General features: G+C 67.3%; 11 protein-coding genes. 10 read left to right on the forward strand and 1 reads right to left on the reverse strand.

Translation table 11 applies throughout. The annotated features are described in order from the left end of the window. From OEX18_10545 to OEX18_10590, 10 genes are all read left to right on the forward strand, one after another. Window positions 1-1,857: a HAMP domain-containing protein gene (locus OEX18_10545; protein MDH4337696.1), complete on the forward strand. Its 1,857-nt coding sequence runs from the start codon at window positions 1-3 to the stop codon at window positions 1,855-1,857. Next, window positions 1,854-3,563 (forward strand): sigma 54-interacting transcriptional regulator, encoded by a 1,710-nt coding sequence (locus OEX18_10550; protein ID MDH4337697.1) that lies wholly within the window; start codon window positions 1,854-1,856, stop codon window positions 3,561-3,563. Before OEX18_10545 ends, OEX18_10550 begins: the two co-directional genes overlap by 4 nt. Before the next feature lie 205 nt (window positions 3,564-3,768). Beyond that, a complete protein-coding gene (locus tag OEX18_10555) occupies window positions 3,769-5,751 on the forward strand; it encodes a response regulator (GenBank protein ID MDH4337698.1) in 1,983 nt (660 codons plus the stop codon). A 14-nt stretch (window positions 5,752-5,765) separates the two neighbouring features. Beyond that, the gene (locus tag OEX18_10560; protein MDH4337699.1) at window positions 5,766-8,255 is read left to right on the forward strand and encodes a glycosyltransferase family 4 protein; all 2,490 of its coding nucleotides are present in this window, start codon (window positions 5,766-5,768) and stop codon (window positions 8,253-8,255) included. A 38-nt stretch (window positions 8,256-8,293) separates the two neighbouring features. Continuing rightward, on the forward strand, window positions 8,294-10,102 hold the full coding sequence (locus OEX18_10565; GenBank protein ID MDH4337700.1) for an ABC transporter ATP-binding protein/permease: 1,809 nt from the start codon (window positions 8,294-8,296) through the stop codon (window positions 10,100-10,102). A gap of 2 nt (window positions 10,103-10,104) precedes the next feature. Further along, window positions 10,105-11,442, forward strand: a complete 1,338-nt coding sequence (locus tag OEX18_10570) for a phosphotransferase (GenBank protein MDH4337701.1) — start codon at window positions 10,105-10,107, stop codon at window positions 11,440-11,442. Beyond that, window positions 11,439-12,689, forward strand: coding sequence for a phosphotransferase (locus OEX18_10575; protein ID MDH4337702.1), 1,251 nt, complete (start codon window positions 11,439-11,441; stop codon window positions 12,687-12,689). Before OEX18_10570 ends, OEX18_10575 begins: the two co-directional genes overlap by 4 nt. Further along, window positions 12,686-14,476: an alginate export family protein gene (locus tag OEX18_10580; protein MDH4337703.1), complete on the forward strand. Its 1,791-nt coding sequence runs from the start codon at window positions 12,686-12,688 to the stop codon at window positions 14,474-14,476. The genes OEX18_10575 and OEX18_10580 overlap by 4 nt, the downstream gene beginning before the upstream one ends. A 26-nt stretch (window positions 14,477-14,502) precedes the next feature. After that, the gene (locus tag OEX18_10585; protein MDH4337704.1) at window positions 14,503-16,458 is read left to right on the forward strand and encodes a T9SS type A sorting domain-containing protein; all 1,956 of its coding nucleotides are present in this window, start codon (window positions 14,503-14,505) and stop codon (window positions 16,456-16,458) included. 35 nt (window positions 16,459-16,493) lie between these two features. After that, entirely contained in the window at window positions 16,494-18,452 is a 1,959-nt protein-coding gene (locus tag OEX18_10590) for a carboxypeptidase regulatory-like domain-containing protein (GenBank protein MDH4337705.1), read from the forward strand. An 85-nt stretch (window positions 18,453-18,537) separates the two neighbouring features. Here the strand turns inward: OEX18_10590 and OEX18_10595 are convergent, their stop codons facing one another. Next, entirely contained in the window at window positions 18,538-18,972 is a 435-nt protein-coding gene (locus OEX18_10595; protein MDH4337706.1) for a fibronectin type III domain-containing protein, read from the reverse strand. Window positions 18,973-19,175 lie beyond the last annotated feature (203 nt).

Here is a 19,175-nt window from a genome sequence, read left to right on the forward strand (position 1 = left end):
ATGAGTCTCCGCTTCAAGCTGTCGATGTCGTATCTGGTAATCGTCGGTCTCGTGGTGATCGTGGGTGTTATCGCGTTCGTCACGAGCCGCAAGCTCCGCGTGCAGGTGTCCGAACTTTCGCGGCATTCCGGGTTCATGCTGGATGACCGTTCGCCGCTGGGACTGGTTCTCGAAGTGGAAGGCGAGTGGGAGGACGGCGCCTTCGTGGCCGAGGAACTGGAGGAGTTGCCGGGTCCGCGCCGGCCCAAGCTGCGCGGACCGGTGGGCGAGGTTGACGTCGCTACCGGCGTGGTGCGCATGTACGGCATTGCCATGATGACGGACTCGACCACGGAGTTCGAGCATATCGGATCGCTGGCGGATCTGCGCGCCGGGGAGCGGGCGGAGATCAGCGCACGCGTCGACGAGGGAGGCACTTGGTATGCGCGGAAGATCCGCGTGGGTGACATCAAGGATAGCAACAAGATCAAGGGGGTCGTGAATTCCTACCAGGCCGACGGCGTCTGGCCGGACACCCTGGAAGTCACCGGCATCCCGGTTCTCGTCGGCCGCGAGAACCAGTGGCGGGGAGAGCCAAGCCGCCTGCATCGAGTCGAGCGCGCAACCGAGGCCGGACAGATTGCGCGGCGCGTTTTGGGCTCGCTGGAGCGGGTACCGCCGGACTCCATGTCGTGGGATGTCGCCGCGATCCGGGACGAGGTTGACGACCTGGCCCGGCTCGTGAACGATCCCACGTCCATGGCGGACACCGGCGGATCCAGCAACGAGTCTCTGCTCCTGCTCGCGGCGAAGGCACGCGCTCTGGCGGAGTCCCCGGGCCCGGGTGGCCGGGCGCTGGTGGCGGCGGACATGAGGTCAATCCTGACCGAGCGGGTCATTCCGGACACGGACGCGCGTCTGCTGGACGCCCAGGATGAGTTCGCGGAGGAAATCCGGGAGACGGTGGTGGGCACCGAGAGAACCGTGAAACTCGTGCTGGGCGTGAGCCTGGGAGCCGTGCTCATGGGTGTGCTGCTGGCGGGGTACATGTGGCGCTCGATCTCGCGCCCGATCGCGTCGCTCTCCGAGGCGGCCACGCGGATCGGGGAGGGTCATCTCGATACGCGCGTCACGGCGACGACCAACGACGAACTCGGAGTGCTCGCCTCCTCCTTCAACCAGATGGCCGAGGCGCTCGCGGCGTCGACCGTTTCGATCGACAATCTGAACGCCGTCAGGGAGAAGCTGCGGGTTTCGCTCTCGGAGAAGGAGCTGCTCCTGCGGGAGGTCCACCATCGCGTAAAGAACAACCTGCAGATCGTATCCAGCCTTCTCGACCTGCAGGCCGGACGGGCCGCGGACCCGTACGTGCACGAGCTGTTCGCGGAGAGCCGCAGCCGGATACGTGCGATGGCGCTCGTACACGAACAGTTCCACCAGTCCTCGGCGTCGGACCGGATCAATCTCGGAAGCTACATCCGTCTGCTCGTCGCGGGGCTGGCGCAATCGCTCGCCCCTGCGAGGGGGAACCTCGACGTGCGGATTCAGGCCGATGACCTGCACCTCGACATCGACCGGGCCATCTCGTGCGGCCTGGTCGTCAACGAACTCGTGACCAACGCCATCAAGCACGCCCTGTCCTCCGGGGGGGGGAACGTGGTCGTGACCGTCGGGCGATGCCCGGATGGCCTCTGTGAACTGGTCGTGTGCGACGACGGGCCCGGGATGGGTCCCGCCGGGCGGGACGGATCCCTGGGCCTGGATCTGGTGGAGGCACTCGCCGGGCAACTCGGTGGCCGCGCCGAGATGGTCGGCGGCAAGGGCACGGAAATCCGGGTGGTCTTTCCGGAAGCGTTGAGGGAGGCGGAGCGGGCATGAGCCGCGCCCGTGTCATGATCGTCGAAGACGAAGCGGTGGTCCAGGTGCACCTGCGCCGGCTGGTGACGTCGCTTGGGCACGAGGTGGTGGGTGTGGCCACGAGTGCGCGACAGGCGTTGAGCCTCGCGGCGAACGCGCGCCCGGAGGTCGCCCTGATAGACGTGAACATCGAGGGGGAGGTGGACGGCATCACCGCGGCCGGCGAGATCGAGTCGCGCTACGGCACCACGGTCATCTTCGTCACCGCGTTTGCGGACGATTCGACGCTTGCACGGGCCGGTGATATCGGGTCGCACGGGTACGTCGTGAAGCCGTTCAGCGAGGCTCAGTTGAAAGCCGCCCTCGCCACGGCGCTCGCCGCCCGCGGGCGTCTTGCCGGTTCGCTGGGGGGCGAGGCGCTGCGCGGCGTTCTGTCACGCCTTGGTGACGGCGTCGTGCTCATCGACGCTTCAGGACACGTGACGTTCGCCAATCCACTGGCGGAGCAAATGTTCGCACGTGAGGGAATTCGACTTCCCGGCGAGCGCCTGGACAGGGTTCTCCAGGTGTCGCCGGCGGGAATCCGGGACGCCCTGCGCCGCTGGCTGGACGACGGAGCGTCCGGATCTCCTCCCTTCGGCGACGAGCCGGTGGAGATTCGCTGCGGCGACGGCGGGATGATTCGCGGGGAGGTGGAGATTCTGCCGCTGCGGTTCGGGGCGGGCGCTGCGTCCGGCTGGGCGGTGCTCGTACACGCGACCACCTCCGGACCGGGAACCGACCGGACCGCGTTGCGCAAACGCCTTGCGCCCGGTGGCGAGTTCCACGGCATCATCGGCCGCAGCGACGCGATGCTGGCTCTGTACGAGCGCATCGAGAAGCTGGCCGGTGTCCCGTGGACCGTTCTCATCGAAGGGGAGACCGGTTGCGGAAAGGAACTGGCGGCGCGGGCCCTGCACACCCTGAGTCCCCGCGCCCGGGGGGCGTTTGTCGCCGTCAACTGTGCCGGACTCACGGACACGCTGCTGGGAAGCCAGCTCTTTGGCCACCGCCGCGGCGCCTTCACCGGCGCCGTCGAGAGCCAGGTGGGGGTGTTCGAAGCCGCGAACGGGGGAACGCTCTTCCTGGACGAAATCGGGGACATCTCGCCCGCCCTGCAGAAGTCCGTCCTGCGCGTGCTCGATGATAATGTGGTGACACGCGTCGGGGAGACGGAGGGGCGCCGGGTCGATGTGAGGGTGGTTTGCGCGACGCAGCGCGACCTTGACGAGGAGATTGCAGCCGGCCGCTTCCGCGCCGACCTCCTGTACCGGTTGCGCGGCGCGCGGCTGATCCTGCCACCCCTGCGGACGCGCGGCGACGACATCGTCCTGCTCGCGCAGCACTTTCTTGCCGCCGCCGCGCGCACGCTCGCCAAACGCCTCGACGGTTTCTCTCCCGAGGCGCTCGCCGCAATCCAGCGCTACTCCTGGCCGGGCAATGTCCGCGAGCTGCGCGGCGCCATTGATCACGCGGCGCTGGCGAGCGTGGCCGCGGTCATCGCGCGGACGGATCTGCCCGCCGAGGTTCTGGCCGGCGCCCCGGCCGAACCGGGAGACGATCGCTCCCGTCTCGTGAACGCGCTGCAGCGGGCGGGAGGCAACCGGTCGCGAGCCGCGGCGCTGCTCGGCATCAGCCGTGCCACGCTCTACCGGCGGCTCGCCCAGTTCGGTCTCGCCGACGACTAGCCCCGTGTCCCGCTGAGACACGCGTGAGACAGCGGGCGTGTCTCACCACCCGCCACTCGCCCGCGCCCCGGCCCATAACCAATTGCAAAAAAATATCTTAAGAATGAGGCGCCGTTGGCGTGGTGCTTGCGCACACTTCCTCGTCCCATGACCCATTGACGGCCTTCCGGCGGTGCTGCGGCGGGCGCAACCCATTCGAGGCTTCATGACCCGAGCGCGTGTTCTCATCGTCGAGGACGAGTCCATCGTCCGCATGCATGTGCGCGCGACGGTGGAGGCGATCGGTCACGAGGTGGTCGCCTCGGTTGCAACCGCGGAAGAGGCTGTGGAAGCGGCGCGCCGGGAAGCGCCAGACCTCATCCTGATGGACATCCAGTTGCGCGGAGAGCGTACGGGTGTCGATGCGGCGCGCGAACTCTCCCTCGACGTGGATGCAGCATTGATCTTCGTTACCGCGTTCGCCGACGAGAACACCGTTCGGGCCACGGAATCGGTCGGCGCGGTCGGATACATCGTGAAGCCATTCAGCGAGCCGGAACTGCGGGCGGTGATCACGACCGCGCTGGGAACCCACCGCCGCGCGCGACGGTTGCGGGCGCGGGAGCGCACGCTTGCGAGAGTCCTGTTCGGGGGCTCCGATGCCATCGTTGTGGCCGACACCGAGGCCAGGGTGACCTTCGCCAACCGCGGCGCCTGTGATGCCACCGGCTGGGCGCCCGCAGACGTCATCGGCCTGCCGCTCGAAGAGGCCCTGCGCGTGGATCCGTCGGAGCGGGTGGCGTTCGAAGCCGCCGTCAGCCGGGTCATGGGTGGCAGCGAGGCCGCGCCATTCCAGATCCGCGTCAAGATGCAGTCCCGCACGGCGGAGTTGAGCGGTGAGTTGACGCCACTGTTTCCGGAGATCCCGTCCGACGCAGGCCTGGTGGCGACGTTCCGGAGCGGCCAGGCCGGATTCCAGCTGGCATCCCCCCGGGACGATACCGGCGCGCGGCTGCTCATCTACTCGCACGACACCTTCGGCCTGGGGCACCTGAGCCGGAGCGTCAACCTCGCATCCGCGTTGATACAGCATTTCCCGCAACTGTCGGTGCTTATCGTGACCGGATCGTCCGTAGCCCATCGCATGCGCATGCCGGCGCGCGTCGACTACGTGAAGCTGCCGGCGGTGCGCAAGGTGGCGTCCGAACGCTACCAGGCGCGGTCGCTGGCGATGTCCGACGCCACCATCGTGGAATTCCGGGCCAGCCTGCTGTTGCGAACGGTACAGGACTTCGACCCCGACGCGGTGCTGGTGGATCATTCACCGGCGGGAATGAAAGGTGAGCTGGTTCCGAGCCTGGAGTGGCTCGCGGCCAACCGCCCCGGCTGCGCAAGAATGCTGGGCCTGCGCGATGTCATCGACGACCCCGAGTCCGTGCTGAGCATCTGGACGAAGGATGGCCTCTACCGGCTGGTCGAGGACAGCTACGACCATGTCTTCGTCTACGGCATGCGCGAGGTCTTCGACGCGGCGAGCGCCTACCGGTTCTCGCCGGCGCTGGCGTCGCGGGTGGCGTACATGAACTACGTCGGTGAGACCGCGGAACTCCCTCCCTCTGCCGGAAACCGCACGGAGGGGAAGCAGCGGCGACGCGTTCTCGTCACCATCGGCGGGGGAGACGGCGCGGGCGAGCTGGTGGTGGGTACGTTCCTCGAAATGGCCGAGCGCCTGGGCGGCGCGATGGAATTCGACGCCACCATCGTGACGGGGCCGCTGGTGGACGAGGAGCTGCTGCGCAGTTTCCAGACCCGCGCGGCCGCGCTGCCGTCGGTGAGCCTGGTCGAGTTCGTCGATTCCACGTCGGCGCCGATGCGGGGCGCCGACCTCGTGATCTGCACCGGAGGCTACAACACCACCGCGCAGGCGATGCGCCACGCGCGGTCAGTCGTGATAATCCCGCGCATTACCCACCGCAAGGAGCAGCTCGTTCGCGCCGAGTGTCTGCGCGCACGCGGGATGGCCGGCCTCATCCATCCGGACGAACTGACGGCGGATCTTCTGGCTGCCACCATCCGTCGTGAACTGGCCGCGGGGCCGGATGCCCAGATGAAGGCGCGCGCCCTGCTTCAGTTCGACGGCGCCGAAAACGTGGCGCGTTATTGCGCCGAACACGGGGTCATCCGGGGAAGGAGCGAGTTGAGGACGTGAACGGGAATCCGGCGTTGAAGATTGCATACGTGGCGAAGATGTTTCCGCGCCTGTCGGAGACATTTGTGCTCAACGAGATCCTCGAACTGGAACGGCAGGGCGCAGAGGTCGTCGTCTTCTCCGCGCTCAAGCCCAACGAGGGCCGGTTCCATCCCCAGCTCGCGCTACTCAAAGCGCAGGTCGTCTACCTGGAGGATCTCGATCCGAAGAAGTGGGCGGCGTGGATCGCTCCCCTGTGGTCTCGACTGGCATCACGCCGCGATCGGTTGTTTGGCGAACTGGAGAGCGCGATCGCGGCAGGGGACCCGCGCCGGGTGGATCTGGTCTGGCAGAGCGCGTGGATGGCCTGCAGGCTCGAGGAACTCGGGGTCGAGCGCATGCACGCTCACTTCGCCACGCTTCCAAGTACGCTCGCCTACCTCGTGAACCGTATCGCGGGGATCCCATTCAGCTTCACGGCGCACGCCAAGGACATCTATGTGTACCGGCCGGAGGAAACGCTGCTCGCGGAGAAGCTTGCGGCTGCGGATTTCGGCATAACCGTGACGGAATTCAACCGCCGCCACATGCTTTCCATACTCCCGCCCGAGGTGCACCAGAAGGTGCGGGTGCTGCACAACGGGGTAAGCCTCGCGACGTTCACCCCGCCGGATGCCGAGGGCCGGGAAGAGGATCTCATCCTGGGCGTCGGGCGGCTGGTGCCGAAGAAGGGATTCGACGTGCTGGTGGAGGCGTGCGGCCTGCTCGCAATGCGAGGCGCGCGCTTCCGCTGCATCATCGCGGGCGAGGGCCCGGAACTGGAGAGCCTGCGCGAGCGCTCGCGGGCGCTGGGGCTGGAGGATCGCGTCGAATTCACGGGGCCGGTGACCTCGGAGGACGTTCGTCGGTTGATGCGGCGGGCGGCGGTGTTCTGTCTTCCGTGCCGGGTCTCCGCGGATGCCAACGTGGACGCACTTCCCACCGTCCTGCTGGAGGCGCTGGCCACCGGCCTTCCCGCGGTATCCACCCGCCTGTCGGGGATCCCGGAAATCATCGACGATGGCCTCAGCGGAGTGCTTGTGGACCCGGAAGACGCCGACGCAACCGCCCGCTCCCTCGAAACGATCCTGGCGTCGCCCGAACTGCGGCTGCGCTACGGCGTGAACGGGCGGGACAAGGCGGAGCGCTGTTTTGACCTGGAGAAGAACGTTGCGAGCCTGCACACGATGTTCAAAGGGGGGAGCCCGGATCCGCACCGGAGCGGGGCTAGTGCTGCGACACCAGGGGGCGGTAGTCGTGCACGCGTGCTCTACGTTTCGGGCGATCCGGGCATACCCTTCGGCGGGTCCAAGGGGGCGGCGGTGCACGTCCGCCAGTTCCTGGACGCTCTGGACGCGTCGGGCTGCGACGCGACGCTGGTTACCGCGCGCCGCGATCCGAAGTCCATGCTGGCGCCGCCCTACCCGGTCGTCGTCGCGACGGGTGCGCGCTCCTCGCGCCTGGCGTCGGCGCTGGGGGCCGGCGCGGAGGGATTCGGCGAGGTGCTCGATTTCGGCGGTAACAGCGCGATGCTGGATGCGATCGAACGTGAGGCGCGGGGACGTTCCTTCGATGTCGTCTACGAACGCTACTCTCTGCTGGGCGTTGCCGGGTGCGCCTTCGCGCGCGCGAGTGGTCTGCCGTTCGTGGTGGAGGTAAACTCACCGCTGGTACTCGAGGCCGAGCGCTTCCGCGGCCTGCGGGATGGCGACCTGGCCCGGCGGGTGGAGCGTCTGGTGCTGGGATCCGCGAATCACGTCATTGCGGTGTCGGAGGAGGTTCGCGACTACGTGCTGGGCATCGTTCCTGGAGCGCCGGTAAGCGTGCTTCCGAACGCGGTCGACCCGTCCCGGTTCGATCGCCCCGGCGATGGCTGGCGCAGGCGCCTGGGCGGAGAGGACGACGTGATCGTCGGATTCGTCGGGCGCGTAAGACCGTGGCACGGCGTGGACCGGCTGGTCGATGCGCTGTCGCTCGCCCTGCAGGCCCACCCGCGGCTGCGCCTGTGTATCGTCGGCAACGCAGATGGGGAGGCCGATGCGATCGTGGAACGCGCCCGCGAGCGCGGCATCGCCGGGCGCGTGACGCTCCTGGGCGAGGTCCGGTTCGAGGATATCCCGGGTGTGCTCGGCGCGATGGACATCCTGGCGGCACCGTACCCCGATATGAGTGACTTCTATTTCTCGCCGCTCAAGCTGTTCGAATACATGGCGGCGGCCAAACCCATCGTTGCGTCGCGCATCGGCCAGGTCGCAAGATTGTTGCGCGACGGCGAGACCGCGCTGCTGGTGCCGCCGGGGGACGTGCCGGCGATGGCGGGAGCCCTGGGGCGCATCGCGTCGAATGCGGAGTTCGCGAACAGGCTGGGACGAAACGCGCGAGCGGCGGTTGAATCCGGCCACACGTGGCAGCATCGCATGGGCGTCGTGCTGGGACTCTTCGATTCGGTGCGGGGTGGGAAGGCCGCGACATCGCGGGTTTCATGATGGGCTCGATCAAGTACAGTCTGTCCCGGATTGACCCGGTGGCGGCACGACGCGTTGCGGCCCGCTTCCGGGAGGAACTGCGTCCGCACCGCGGGCGAATCTTCCTGGCGATGGCCGGCCTGACCGGCGCGTCGCTGATGACGCTGCTGCAGCCGTGGCCGCTGAAGTTCGTTTTCGACCGCGTGCTCATCGGCAGCCGCGTTTCCGGTCCGGCCGGTTTCCCGCCCGCGGAATGGTCCCCCGTGACCACGCTGTGGGTTTCCGCCCTGGCGTTCCTGGTGATCGCGGTGCTCCGCGGCGCGCTGACGTATGTGTTCAGCATCCAGTCGAAGATCGTCGAGCACCAGATGACGGCCACGCTGCGGCAGCGGGTGTTCGCCCACGTCCAGCGCCTGCCGCAGTCCTACCACGACTATCGCGAGACCGGTGACCTCCTGACGCGGATTACCGGCGATATCAATCTGCTCTCGGAACTGCTGGTGACGACGTCCATCGGCCTCGTCAGCCACACGCTGCTGGTCGTTGGAATGCTGGCGGTGCTCCTGTGGCTGGATCCGCTGCTGGCGGTGATCGGGCTGGTCATCATCCCCATCTTTGCGCTGGCCGCGTTTCGCTTTTCCGGCCGTATTCGCTCGTCCGCGCGCAAGCAGCGCGAGGCCTACGGCGAGATCGTGTCCGCGGTGCAGGAATCCCTTGCCGGAATAGCACAGGTCAAGAGCTTCGCGCAGGAGAAGCGCCGCGAGAAGCTCGTGGGTAGATCGGTGGGAAGGGACGCCAAGGCGAACGTGCGCACCGCGCGGCTGACGGAGAACTACGCGCGCACGGTGGATATGATCAGCGCCGCCGGGACCTGCGCCGTCCTGATCGTGGGCAGCTACCGCGCCATGGCGGGCCTGATAACACCGGGAGACGTGCTCGTGGTGATGTCGTACCTGCGCAGCATGTACCGGCCGCTGCGCGACTTCGCCAAGCTCACCGCGCACGCGGCCAAGGCGGTCGTCCGTGCCGACAAGATCATTGAACTGCTGGACATCGCGCCGGAAACGCAGGACATGGAATCGGCCTTGTCGGCGCGGGAGATCCGCGGGGACATCGCCTTCGAGAACGTGCGGTTCCAGTATTCCGGAGGGAAGCAGGCGCTGCGCGATGTGACCTTCCGGATTCCGGCGGGCCGGACGACGATGATCGTCGGCGCGACCGGCGCCGGCAAGTCGACCATCGCAAAGCTCATCCTGCGGCTGTACGAGCCGGTGGGCGGGCGCATTTTGCTCGACGGACACGATATCCGTGACTATCGCATCGACAGCCTGCGCAAGCGCATTTCGCCCCTCACCCAGGAATCCTTCCTGTTTCGGAGCTCGATTGCGGAGAACATAGCGTTCGGGGCCAGAAACGCCACGGCCGAGGAGATCCAGGAGGTGGCCGCGCGCGTGGGGGCGGATGATTTCATCCAGACGCTTCCGCATGGCTACGACACGCTGGTGGGCGAGGGAGGCGCGACCCTGTCGGGTGGGCAGAGGCAGCGCGTGAGTTTCGCCCGGGCGCTCCTGCGAAACTCCCCATTGATGATCTTCGATGAGCCGGCAACGGGGCTGGACGTGCACGCGGAGGCCGCCGCCAAGGAGTTGCTCGCCCGCACCCGCGAGGGGCGGACGCTGATCGTCATTACGCACCGCCTGCATTTCCTGGAACTGGCCGACTGGGTGGTGTACGTGCGGGACGGCGAAGTGCTCGAGCAGGGAGACCCGCAGGAACTCGCCGGTCGCAGGGGCGCGTTCTGGGAATTTGTGCGGCACGGTGACGTCGTGCGGCGCGACGGCCCTGCGGTTGAAGGGAGGGGCGCTTGACCATGCAGTCGGATGGATCCCGCTCCCCGCAACTCATCCCCGCCGATCCGGGACTTCCCGGTCTGGAGCTGGCGTTCGATCCCGATGGCGTCATGGACGCGCTTGCGGGAAGAGCGACGGGTGCGGATCCTCCGGAGAAGGTCCGGATCACATACGTGCGCTACAAGCCCGGCACGAGCTGCGTCGTCGCGTACGCCTTCGCCTTCCGCGGCGCGGAGCCGCCCCTTGCCGGCTACGCGAAGGTCTACGGTGACTCCGACTTCGAGATCGCGCTGGCCAAGGTTGCGGACCGGCGCTGGCAGGGCGAGCGTGGGCTCCCGGCATATCTGGTGCTCGAGCGGGAGCGCTTGATCCTGTTCTTTTATCCGCACGACGCCGAGCTGCCCGGGCTGCGGCTCTTTGCGAATCCCAAGGGCATGCAGCGCGCCCTGTATGCCCACGTGCGCCATCGCTTCCCGGAGGACCGCTGGCGGATCTCCGACAGCAGGCTTCGCGTGAGCCTGGTTCGGTACAAGCCGGAGAAGCGGGCGGTGCTGCGTGTGGAGACGAAGGCAATCGAGCGCGATGGTGAAGAGCGCCGGAACCTCGTCGTGTACGGACGGGCCTACACGGCCGGTCTGGCCGCGGGCCGCTTCGATGCGATGCGTTCTCTCGAAGAGCAGGCCTCCGTCCGGGGTGTACGCGTCCCGACCGCGCTGGCGTGCCTGCCCTCCGAAGGCGTGATCCTCGTCGACTGTCTGGCGGGCGCGCCGGTGACCGTTCCTGTTCTGGGTGCCGATGGATCGCTGCCGGCACGAATCGGTGCCGCCCTGCACCGGGTGCACCAGTGCCGTCCGCGCGGCGTCGAGCGGTTGGCGCGGGCGAAGATCATGGACGGCTGTGCCGCCACCGCGGCCTCGATAGCAGCCGTGGCGCCGGGACTGGCAGGACCCGCGCGCCGCGTGACCGAAACTCTGCGGCGACTCTCCGCCCGTGTTCCGGCCGGGGAGGAAGGCCTCGTGCACGGGGACTTTCACCCGGGGCAGATCCTCGCCGACGGCGAAGACGTCGGGCTGCTTGATTTCGACCGGGCCCATCTCGGTGAAGTCGACGAGGATCTCGGCAACTTCCGGGCCCACCTGCTGGCGGCCGGTGGAATGGACGCCGGCGCCTGTGACGCGGTCATGGAGGCGATGTTCGCCGCACACGGCCGCGGGTGGAGGCGGGATTCCCGCGCCACGGGCTTCTGGACGGCGACGGGTCTGATCAACCTGGCGGTGCAGCCTTTCCGCACCCAGGAGCCGGCGTGGCACGAACAGATGTCGGCGCGCCTTTCACTTTGCGAGGCGATACTGCGATGAGCCTGCTGACGGCATCGGAACGTTTCGAACTCGCGGTTGATGTCGAGCATGCGCGGACGGTGGTGGACTTTGCGCTCGACGCGATGGCGCTGCCGCCGTCCAACGAATCGCTGCGCGTGACCCGCGTCTTCCCTTCGGGCGACGGGATGTGCATCCAGTACGTCGCGGAACGGAAGTCGCCCGGCGGGCCGGTGCGCGTCATCCTGTGCGGGTTCCTCCCCTTTGAAGAGGACGCCTTCCCGGACTGGGCCGGTCAGGGCACGGCCTTCCGCATGCCGGGCTCGGGACTCGTGGTTCCCGCGTTTCCGTTCGACCCGGGGCTTCCCGCGCTGCGCGGGATGCTCTCCGGCGAAGGTCTGGTGGCCTGGCTGCGGGAGTGCGGCGTGGGCGTCACCGATGCGGGTGCGGTGGAGACGAAGCTGCTGGGATACCGCCTGCTGCGCCGATGCGTGCTGAAGCACACCGTGCGCGGTGCGGACGGGAGGATCGAACGAATCGTGACCAAGCTCGTGCGCCCGCGCCGCGGCGGGGCGATGGCGTCGACCTGGCGTGCGCTCTCCGGCGCGGGGCCCGCGGACGTCCGCCTGCCCCGCCTCCTGGCCGTCAACGAGGCGTCCGGAGCGGTCGGGATGGAGCATGTTGCGGGCCGTTCGTTGCACGACTGTATCGGTGACGTCGGTTTTGCCGACGCGTGTGAGGCCGCGGGCGAGGTGCTCAACGCGCTGTACGCCCGGTCCGTTCCGAACGGCCTGCCCGCGCGTTCTGCCGCGGATGAGTTGAGGTCGCTCGATCGATGCGGCGGGCTCATGGCACGCACGTGCCCGGCGGACACGGGGCCGGTGGAACGGCTGATCACCAGGCTGAAGCGATTCCCCCCGCCGACGCCGGTCCCGCGCGTCGCACACGGTGATTTCTACGACAAGCAACTCATCCTCTCTTCCGGAGGCATGGTCATGATCGACTGGGACCTCGCATGCGCTGGCGACCCGGCCATGGATGCGGGCAACTTTCTGGCGCACCTCGAGCTCAGGGAGCTGCAGCATCCGGCTGCGGGCGACGGCATCGAGGCGGGAAGGCTGCGGCTGCTGGCCACGCTGGCGGGTTGCAGCGAAGGGGAACGTTGGTGGCGGGCTGCGTCTCTGACGCGGCTCGCGGTCCTGTATCGCTGGAGACCACGATGGAGGCATCTGTTTCCCGCGATCGTTGCGAAGGCCGACGAGGCCCTCGACCGAGGTGGCTACAGATGAGGACCGGACTGGTCTGCATGACGCTGGTGGCGCTGGTGGTTTCCGCGGGGACCGCCACGGCGGCAAAGAAGAAGCCCGAACCCGAGTACCAGAAGCTGAAGCTCCAGGCGGGCATGAGTCTCGAGGTGGAGGGCCAGTTGAACGAGGCCGGACTCTTTGTCGCCGAAGACCTGACGCCGCTCGAGGAGGCGCGCAAGCCGAAGTTGCGGGCGCCCATCCAGGCGATCGACCGTGGCGCTCGCACGATCCAGGTGCTGGGAATGACCATCCAGGTCAGGGACGACACGGAGTTCGACGGCGGTTCCTTCGATGACCTGAAGACCGGGCAGCACATCGAGGTCAAGATTTCCGTGCGGGAAGGCGGCTGGAAGGCGTCATCCATCGAGACGCTGAACGTGAAGCCCGGCGTCAAGGTGAAGGTGACTGTGACCCGTGTTTTGGCCGACGGGGTCCCGCCGGACACGCTCGATTGTTCCGGCTTCCTGATACTCCTCACCGAGGAAGCCGACGTGAACGAGGAGTCCCGCCGCCCCGATTCGAGGGAACGGCGGCTCTTTCGCGACCTCGCGCACGACGACGCCGGGAGCTTCGACCACGGCGTTCCGCTGGCGCATCGCCGCGTGCATCTGGCGGCGGAGTACCGGCACAAGTGGGAATCGAACTCCGACCAGGATCTGTCCCCGTCGTTCGAATCGGACACCGAGGACACCGAGCCGCAGCTCCGGCTGATGGCCGCGTTTCTCCCGTCACAGCGTTTCCGCTTCCTGGGCCAGTTGCGCGCGCGGCAGAACTTCGTCGTCGACTCCCCGGAGGGTGGTGGAGACTCGGAGGAGATCAAGCTGGAGGTGTTGCAGCTCGTGGCCCTGGCGCGTGACATCGGTGGCGCCCCCGTCGCCGTGCAGGCGGGGAGGCAGCGCTACAAGGAACCGCGCGAGTGGCTCTACGACGACTACCTCGATGCCGTCCGGGTGAGCGTCTATCCCTGGCAACGGTTCTCCTTCGAAGCCTCGGTGATCGATGGGCGGAACTCCTACAAGGACAAGTTCCAGACCTGGACGGATGCGCTCGGCATGCTGACGGCCGGTGTCTACGGCGGTCTCGCGTCGGCCTACGTGTGGAAGCGATGGGACAGCGACGAGGCGCGCAAACGTGAGCCGCTGTGGGCCGGGGTGCGCTACCGGGGCGGTTCATCGCGGTGGCTGCAGCCGTGGGGAGAATTGGCCGCCATGCGCGGCGAAGACAAGCACCGCAACCTCGACGCGTGGGCGTTCGACGTGGGGGCCACCGCCCGGGCCAGAACGGTGCCGCTGCAGCCGTCCGTCACCGTGGGCTACGCCGTGGGCTCCGGCAACCCGATCGACGGCGACGCGGACGACCACCGCTTCCGGCAGTCCGGCTTCGAGGACAACACGGCGCGAATGAACGGGCTGGGCCTGGTCAGATACTACGGTGCCGGTTTGGACCCCGAGCTCTCCAACATCACGATCTTCACCGCCGGCGCCGGCTTCTGCCCGCTTCCGTACCTTTCCATCGAGGCGATCTACCACCATTATGTCCAGCATCATCCCGCGGACGAAGTCCGCGGCCGGCTGGTTGACCCGCCGGCACGCCCCAACGGCGTCGATCCGCAACTGGGCGACGGCGTGGATGTCGTGACGGGCCTGTATAATGTATGGAACCATGTTTCCGCGGTATGGACCCTCGCGTGGTTCCTGCCGGGGGCGGCCTTTGCGCCGCGCGAGCAGACTGCGTTCCTCAACCGCATCGAGCTCCGTTTCGAACTATGATGCACCGGGTTTCCGCACGATTGCTGTTGGCCGCGCTGCTGGCGGGAATCCTGCCGGATGCGGCTCCGCGCGTATACGCGCGGCTCATCCCGTGTCTGTCCGGTTTCGTGCGCACGAGCGGTGGATCTCCGGTGGCGGGGGCCGATCTCGATTTCTTCGTCTCCGGCACCGGCGAGAAGCTCATCACGCCCGGCGACAACACGGATGCCACCGGCTTCTACAACGTCTGCGTGCTACCCGGCGTGTACGACGTCACGTTTGCGCCACCGCCCGGGACCCGGCTGCTGGGAAGAGTGTTTCCGCAGCTCGACCTGACGGCCAACGTGGGTCGCGAACTCAACGTTACCCTCGAGACCGGCTTCGTCATGTCGGGGTCTGTCACCTCGGCCTCGAGCGGACAGGGGGTCGAGGGTGTGGACTTCGACGCCGACGTCGTTGGCGGTGGCCGCCTATTCACTCCCGACGACAACACGGATGCCAACGGCGATTACCGCGTGGTCGTTCCGGCCGGCCTCTTCCGTTTCCGCTACGAACCCGTGCCGGGGTCGCGGCTGCGCGGCCTCGAGATGGACTCGGTGGCGGTGGCGGGGGACCAGTTGATCGACGTGGTGCTCGAGGACGGCCTGCTGCTCTTCGGGCGCGTGCGCTCGGGATCCGGGGCGGCGCTGGCCGGTGTCACCGTCGACCTGCGCGACGGGGTGACCGGCGAGAAGGTGTTCGTGGCGAACAACGACACCGATGCGGCGGGTGACTACTCCGTCGCGGTGCCGGCGGGAACCTTCGAACTGCGTTACGTGCCGCCCCGTGGCGCTCCATACGTGGCTGTTTCGATTGCCGGGTTCCAGATCGGCGCGGACACGCAGCGCGACCAGGTGCTCCAGGACGGTCATCGCGTGACGGTCATCGTCAGGGACTTCAACGGGGAGTTCGTGGTCCTGGCCGATATCGACGTCAAGGAGAACCCCGGCGGGGCCAAGGTGTTCACGCCCCACGACCGAACGGACTCCGCCGGCGCCGCGGAACTCGCGCTCGTGTCCGGATCCTACGACCTCAGGATCGATCCGCCCGCGGGCACGACGCTGGACCGCGTGGAACTGACCGGCGTCGCAATCGACGCCGACACCACCATCACGGTCGTGCTGCCCGAGGTGGCGCGGTGGCGCGTGACGGGGCGTTTGACCGATCCTGCCGGCACCGGGCTCCCAGGCGTGCAGGTGGACGCCAGGCTGAGCCCATCCGGGCAATCCGTGTTCATTCCGTCTCCGTTCTCGGACGCGGCCGGAGACCTGGACCTCTCCATTCCCGGCGGGCTCTACAACGTCCACTTCTCCCCGCCCAGGGGTTCGCGGTCCGTCGGCATCGAGATCGCGAACGTGGCCGTTGCCGGCGACTCCTCGTGGGGAAACATCCCGTTGCAGGACGGGCTGCTGGTGACGATCGTGGTGAATAGTCCGGACGGCCGCGCGGTTGCGAATGCAAACCTCGATTTCTACGTCGGCGCCAGCAGCTCGCGCGAGTTCGTTCCGCACGATCGCACGGACGCGGCTGGCAGCACGGTGGTTGCGCTGCTGCCGGGCGAGTGGCGAATCCGCGTGAAGCCGCCCTCGGGAAGCGGTTATGAGTCGCTGACGGCGGGACCGGCGGCGGTGTTCAACGACACCACGATCACGATCGTGTTGCGTCAGCGGATTTCTTCGAGCCCTCCGGCCGTGTCCCTGGGTGCTGCGTTTCCGAACCCGTTCCGTGACCTCGCCACCGTCGGCTACGAAGTCGGAGCAACGACCGACGTCACGCTCGATGTATTCGACGTTCGCGGGAGCAGGGTGCGGGTGCTCCGCAGACAGGAGGCGGTTTCGGGCCGGTTCGAGGCTTCGTGGGACGGAACGGACGATCGCGGGCGCGGCGTGCCCACGGGGGTCTATTTCATCAGGCTGCGGACCTCGCTGGGAGACGCGACTCGCAAGGTTCTGGTACTTCGCTAGCAGCCGATTTGCACGACAACGAGACGGGGGTGGCCATGAAGCGCGGTCTTGCAGGTATGATGGTTCTGTTGGCGGTCTCATCGCCGGCGTGGGCGCAGTTCTCGATTTCTGGAATCGTCCGCAACCCGGCTCTGGCGCCCGTGGCGGGCGTCCAGGTGGTGCTCTCGGACGGCAACGGGAACCCGATCGGGACGCCGCTGATTCTGACCAACGCGGCGGGCTTCTACACCATATCCCCCCTGCCTCCCGACAACTACATCGTCGGGTTCGAGCCACCCAGCGCCACGCATCTTGTGCCCGCCCGCCTGCCGGTGACGGTGGGCGGCGCGAACACGACGCTCAACGCCAATCTGGCCGCGGGCGTTCTGCTTTCCGGGACGGTGACGGACACGACCGGCGTGCCCATTCCCAACGTCGACCTCAAGGTGGAGGATCGCGCCACCAACGAGGTTGTCTACACGGTAGGGGACAACACGGATGTCAATGGCTTCTATGACATCGTGATCCCCGCGGGGGAGTTCGATATCACGTGGCGGGCGGTCGCGCCCGGGGCGCTGCCCTGGATCCGCGTGATCCGCCGCGAAATCATCTCAACCGATACGGTCATTGACATCCAGATGGTGATAGGCGTGTTCGTCAGCGGGCACGTGACGCGGCCGGGCGGAATTCCGGTGGCGGAGGTGAACCTGGACTTCATAGACGCCACCAGCGGCCTCAAGCTCGACACGCCGGGAGACGTCACCGACCTAACCGGCTTCTACCAGGTGCACGTTCCCATCGCCGACTACGAGGTGAGGGTGAAACCCGCGCCGCTCGACCACCTGCTCGGTGTCGAATTGTTGAGCGTGCCCGTGGCGGCCGACCGGCTGCTGGACGTCTCGCTCGAACCTGGCGTCGCGGTGTCGGGCGTTGTCACGGGGGTGGGTGCGGCTCCGGAGCCCGAGGTCGAGATCGAGGTGAGAGAAGCGGGCGGGTCGAAGCGCTACACGCCGTTTTCGACCACGGATCTCGCCGGCGCTTACTCGATCGTGGTGCCCGCAGGAGTGTCGCTCACGATCGACTACATCCCGCCGGTCCCGACGAAGCGCGCGCCCGTCCGGGTGGGTCCGGCGGCCTACGCTGTCGATCAGACGATCAATGTCACCGTGCCAGCCGGTGTCTGGCTTTCCGGCACGGTGACGAACACCTCGCTGGTTCCCGCACCCGGCGTGAACCTCGACCTGAAGGACCCGGTCACGGGGGCCTCGTTGCCGGTAGGCGGCGACGTGACGGACGCCGCCGGCAGCTTCGTGATGACGGTACTGCCGGGAACCTACACGGTGGAGGTGGAGCCTGCCGTGGCCAGCCTCCTCGTGGCGAAACGCTTCAGCCAGGTCGTGGCGGGTGACGTGGCCGTCGCCGTCCAGCTCGATACCGGCGTTGTCGTGCACGGCAACGTGACGGACTCCCACTACCTGGGGATCCCCGACTACCGCGTCGAGGCGTTCGACATCAACGCGGCCACCACGGTCTTTGCGCCGTCCGCGGTGACGGATGCAACCGGCGCCTACGCAATGGTGGTGCGGAGGCTGCGCACCTATCGATTCACATTCCGTCCGGGTCCGACCAGCGGGGTCACGGATACACTCGTGGTCGATGAAAGCTTCGTGTCGATCCGCACCGTGGTGAATGCAATGGTGGCCGGTTCGCTCGCGACGGGCGCGGCGTCGCCCCGTTCCTCGTTCCTTCTGCTGCAGAACCACCCGAACCCGTTCAATCCGCTCACGCACGTGCGTTTCCGTCTGGAACACGCCGGACGCTTGGACCTGCGCGTGTACGATGCCCGGGGGACGCTGGTCCGCGTGCTGGAAAGCGGGGTGCTTCCGGCAGGCGACCACGTGGTTGCCTGGGACGGCCGCGGCCAGGACGGCGTCCCGGCGAGCAGCGGGATCTACTTCTGCCGGCTCGAGGCGGGCGGCGGGAGGGCAACCATCAAGATGGTGCTCCTCAAGTGATATGGAAGTGACTGTATTCCCAAAAACAGAAAGTCCTCCCGGGTGACCGGGAGGACTCTCTGCTGCGTACGCTCTCGGGAGAGGACTAGTCCTGCAGCCCGGGAGTCTGCCCCTTGCGATTGGGGACGGGTGTGCGGTTGGTGATGACCACCGCCGCGTAGTTGCTCTCCGCGTTCTTTACGCTGACCGAGGTCACACGATACTCGTACTCGTGCGAGAAGGCAGCGCTTCCGTCCGTGAACGAGGACTGCGAAACCACCGACGGGTTGAGCCGCGCGATGTTGCTGTTCTCGGTATCCAGACGGTAGACATTGTATCCGCGCACGTTCAACTGCGTGCTTGGATCCCAGCTGACACGAATGTCCCCACCGTTCACGATCTCGGCCCGGACGTTCGTCGGTGCGAGGACCGGCGCTTCGTTCTGCACGACGGGTGCAACCGTTTCATCGGCGCAGCCGGCGAGCAGCGCGGTCAGGGCGAGCAGCGCGAACGCGAGCGTGATGCGCTTGCGAAACGCCATAATGAGTGCCTCCTGAGTCTGCTGCCGCGAAACGGGGCGACCGTCCCGATCGCGTCTCTTGCTTGCCTGCGATTGCTCATGGCTGCGGGATAGTGCGGTGTACTACGTACAACAGATGCTTGTGCGGCGACTATCCCGCAGCACGGTTGCTTCGTGCAGCAACTGACGTACCAATGCCCGTACTGCCGCATAAGGACGCCGAC

It is taken from the genome of Candidatus Krumholzibacteriia bacterium (assembly GCA_029865265.1).
GTDB lineage: Bacteria > Krumholzibacteriota > Krumholzibacteriia > WVZY01 > JAKEHA01 > JAKEHA01.